The 3,959-nt window shown below is 73.6% G+C and carries 3 protein-coding genes and 1 pseudogene; 1 reads left to right on the top strand and 3 read right to left on the bottom strand.

Going from position 1 to position 3,959, the window contains the following annotated elements:
- The 3 genes and pseudogenes from AWZ10_RS06825 to AWZ10_RS06815 all read right to left on the bottom strand — a co-directional run.
- Nucleotides 1–1,235: pseudogene (locus AWZ10_RS06825) on the bottom strand (ATP-binding protein); the annotation flags it as partial.
- Entirely contained in the window at nucleotides 1,232–1,960 is a 729-nt protein-coding gene (locus AWZ10_RS06820) for a Pvc16 family protein (protein WP_046708757.1), read from the bottom strand. The pseudogene AWZ10_RS06825 and the gene AWZ10_RS06820, both read right to left, overlap by 4 nt.
- Nucleotides 1,961–2,092: 132 nt before the next feature.
- The gene (locus tag AWZ10_RS06815) at nucleotides 2,093–2,788 is read right to left on the bottom strand and encodes a helix-turn-helix transcriptional regulator (protein WP_046708758.1); all 696 of its coding nucleotides are present in this window, start codon (nucleotides 2,786–2,788) and stop codon (nucleotides 2,093–2,095) included.
- Nucleotides 2,789–3,059: 271 nt separating this feature from the next.
- On the opposite strand from AWZ10_RS06815, the gene AWZ10_RS06810 reads away from it, so the two are divergent.
- The coding region (locus tag AWZ10_RS06810) for an AAA family ATPase (protein WP_159058223.1) at nucleotides 3,060–3,959 on the top strand (900 nt) is incomplete at its 3' end.

Below are 3,959 nucleotides of genomic sequence, written 5' to 3'. Positions count from 1 at the left end.
GGCCCGTCCGCCCCGGCGCCGAGCGCCGCCGACCAGGCGTCCACGGCACCCGAGGGCGGCCGGGGCACGTCGAGGACCAGCGGGTCACGGTCGCACCACTGCGGGTCGTACGGCTGCGCCCCGGTGAACAGCACGGACACGTCGGCCGCCGTCAGGGCCCGGACCAGCGGATCCGGCTTCTCCGGCAGCGGCGACACTACGACCGCGCAACCGCGCAGCCGGGCCTCGCGCAGCAGCCGGGGAAGGAGCACGGCCGTCTCGTCCTGGGCCGCCGGGGGCGTGAAGTGCAGCGCCTCCATCCCTGCCGCACGCAGGGCCGCCGAGGCCCGCACGAGCCCGTCGCCCTCACGGTGCTCCCGCAGATGGACGGTGACCGGGGCGGCGGCCAGCCGGGCGGCCAGCCGGGCGGTGAACCCACCGTCCTCCACGGACACGGACAACGACAACGACGGGGACGGAGACAACGGGGACGGAGACAACGACGGGGACGGAGGCAAGGACGGGGACGGAGACAACGACGAAGGCGCGGTCGAGGACGAAGGCGCGGTCGAGGACAGAGGCGTATCCAGGGACGCCGGCGGCGACGACGGCGACGGTGACGGCCACGCGAGCTGACGGACATGACCGACGAGCCCCGCGTCCAGCGTGTCGTCGCCCAGCAGATGCGCGACCAGCCGGTCCGGGACCCGCAACACCCGGCCGAGGAAGGGACGTTCGGTCTCCTCGACGGTCAGCAGCCCGAGCGCGCTCAGCGGCGCCGAGGGCAGGAACCGGGCCCGCGCCCGAGCGAGATGCACGGGCAGCCCGCACAGATCGAGCGCGAGCCCGACGGTGGCCCGGCGCCTGCTGACGTCGTCGTTCAGATACCCGTACAACTGCTCGTAGGAGCGGTCCAGATCGGGTGCCAGGGCGATCAGCAGGATCCGCGTGTCCAGCTCGGTGAGCCCGAGCCGCCCCGCGAGCCGCTCCAGCGGACCGTCCGGGGGCGTCTCAGCCGCCTCGAAGTCCTCGAACACGGGGGCGCACGACCCGGCCGACGGCCCCAGCAGATGCCGTACGCCCTCCTCGGACACGTACAGTCCCCGCAGCGGATCACCCGCCGTGGGATCCCCGGCACTGCGCTGGGCCACCAACTCCGCGACACGGTCGCGCAGTCGGGCGAGCCGGAGGAGCAGCGCGTCGGTGGTGGGGGAGGTGAGGGCCGGCAGCGAGCCGGGAGTCGCGTGAGTGCTCACCGCTGCCGTTCTCCGGTGCTGGTGCTGGTGCTGGTGCTGGTGCTGGTGCCGGGTGCGGACGTCGGCCGACGGCCCTGCGGTTCTCCGGAGGTGGGCGCGGACGCCAACTGCCCCGGCCGGTGCGCGCGTTCCTCGGAGCCCTCCAGGGAGCCGTCCATACCGCGTACGCGGATCGCCGCGCCCTCGGTGACCGGGGGACCGGCGTCGTACTCGGGGAAGGCGGGGAAGGGGACGGTGACCACGAGGTCGAGGGACGGCTTCATCTCGCCGCCCAGCGCGGACCAGACCTCGGCCAGGGACCGCGACTCGGTGTGCAGTCCCGCCACCGAGAGCGGCAGCGTCAGGCCCAGCGCGCCGAGCGCGCCAGGGAGTTCGTCGGCGGGCAGCAGCTCGTGCGGCAGCAGCGTGGCCAGCACCGCGGAGAGCAGCCGGTGTTCGTCCTGGGGCTGTTTGGTCCACGCCGTGACCAGGTACGACAGCCGGAACCAGCGGGGCGGCTGCCGACGGCGTACGACGATGTCGCGCTCGTCGCGGACCGGCATGTGGCCGCGCTGGCGGCGGGAGACGTCCTCGCGGATGTCGTACAGATAGGTGTTGACGGCGGGCGCGTTGCGCCGGGCCGCCCAGTCTCGGGTCGGCGCCTCGAAGGAGACGTCGATGCCGGAGCCGGCCAGGGCACCACCGCCGATCAGTCCCTTGAGGACCTCGTCCACCTCGTGGATCACGGTCGTGCTCCTGCTGTGTCGTGTGCCTGTCCGTCGATCCTGTCCGCTGCGGCGCCGCCCTTCCAGACGCGCCGGGGACGACGAGGGGGCACGGTGTCCTGCCCAGCGGGCCCGGTGGGTCTGCCCGTTCGATCAGATGTAGCCTTCCCGGAGGGCATAGGCCACCGCGTGCGCCCGGTTGCGGAGATGCAGCCGGGTGGTGAGCCCGTGCATCACGTTCTTGACGGTGCGTTCGGAGTAGGAGAGCTTGCTCGCGATCTCGCCGGTGTCCATCCCCTCGGCGACGAGCCGGAGGACGTCGATCTCACGCGGCACCAGGCCGGACAGCGGCGCCCCGGTGCGGCCGGCCACGGAACGCTGCAACGTCCCCACCTGGTTGATCAGCCGGCCGAGCAGATCGGCGGGCAGATCACCGTCCCCGCGCGAGGCCGCGAGCACGGCCTGCGACAGCCGGTGCGCGGTGGCCTCGTGGCGCCACACGATGGCCCCGACCCCGCACTCGATGACGTCGAGCAGTTCGGTCTCGCGGATCAGGCTCACCACCAGGACGGCCCGCGCCCCCTCGCTGCGCACCATCCGGCGCAGCGCGGACAGCAGCGGCTCGTCCGGGGTCTCCCCGACCAGCACGGCCACGGTGCCCGGCCGTACCTGGGCGTCGTCCACCAGGTCGATCACCGGGTGCCCGCGCAACTGGCTGAGCACACCGGCGCGGGAGAGCGGGTCGAGGGTGTGGACCACGACCGGGACACGGCTCCGGGGCTCCTGGTGCTCCGCCGTGACGTCGGCCGTGGCCGCCGTCGTGTCCGCGGTCCGGAATGTGCTGCGCAACCGTTTCTCCCGTATGCACGAAATTGCCGCTCCTGTGAGGGGAGTGGCCGATGGGCTCGATTCACCCTTCTGTGTGTCGTGTGCGCTGCGCAATCGTGGAGGACCACGAGACACACCACGAGATTCACCACAGGGCGACCGGCCGCGGTGCTTTCCCGCCGAACGTCCGCGACCGGTGCTCCGGAACGGTCCGTGTCCCGTCTACGGAAGCGGATATCGACAGTCCACGACAGTGCATGACACTCCATGACAGTCACGACAGGAGACAGCGATGTGCGCGCCCGAACCGCTTCTCGAACGCCGTGAGCCCCTGGAGCTGCTGGCCGCCGAGGCCGCCCGCGCCCGGACCGGCTCCGGCCGCCTGGTACTGCTGCGGGGCGCCACCGGCACCGGCCGCACCGCGCTCCTGGAGGCCGCCGCCGACCACGCGGCGGCCAACGGCATGCGCGTCCTGCGGGCCCGCTGCTCACCCGACCACAGCTCCGTACCGTTCGGCGCGGTCTTCCAACTCCTCGCCCACGGGCCGGAGTTCGACCAGGCCGCGGGCGAGGCACCGGACCCGCCCGGCACCCAGCCGCACCGGGGCAGGCCCGCGCGCCTGTGGCGACTGCTGCGTTCCTACGCGGCCGAGTCCCCGCTGCTCGTCGCCGTGGACGACGCGCACTTCGCCGACACACCGTCCCGCAGCTGGCTCGTCGAGGCCGTCCGCCGCATCGACCGGCTGCCGGTGCTCCTGGTGGTCACCGAGCGCAGCCAGTACGACATCGACCCCCCGGCGGACGGTCTCGCGCACGCCCTCTCCCCTGCCCTCGTGCACACCCGCACCCTGGCCCCGCTGAGCCCGGACGCCGGGGCGCGGCTGGTCCGTTCCGTCCACGGCGACGCCCCGCCGGACTGGGTGGACGCCTGCTTACGTGCGTGCGCGAGCAGCCCCCTGCTGCTGCGCGCCCTGCTGTCCGACCTCCGTGACGCCGCCCCCGAGGCCTTCCCGGCTGCCCTTCCGGACACCTGCGCGGCGCTCTATCCGGGCACCTACGCCGCCGCGGTGTCCTGGTGGCTGGACAGCGCCGGGCCCGCGACCACCGGGATCGCCCGCGCGCTCGCCGCGCTGGACGACGAGGACGCCCCCGTACCGGCCGACGCCGACCTGCTCGCCCGGACGGCCGACGCC

Origin of the sequence: Streptomyces europaeiscabiei (assembly GCF_001550375.1) — a bacterium.
GTDB classification, from domain to species: Bacteria; Actinomycetota; Actinomycetes; order Streptomycetales; family Streptomycetaceae; genus Streptomyces; species Streptomyces europaeiscabiei.
Note: the sequence above shows the minus strand (reverse complement) of the source record. Positions and strands in the feature narration are given on the sequence as shown.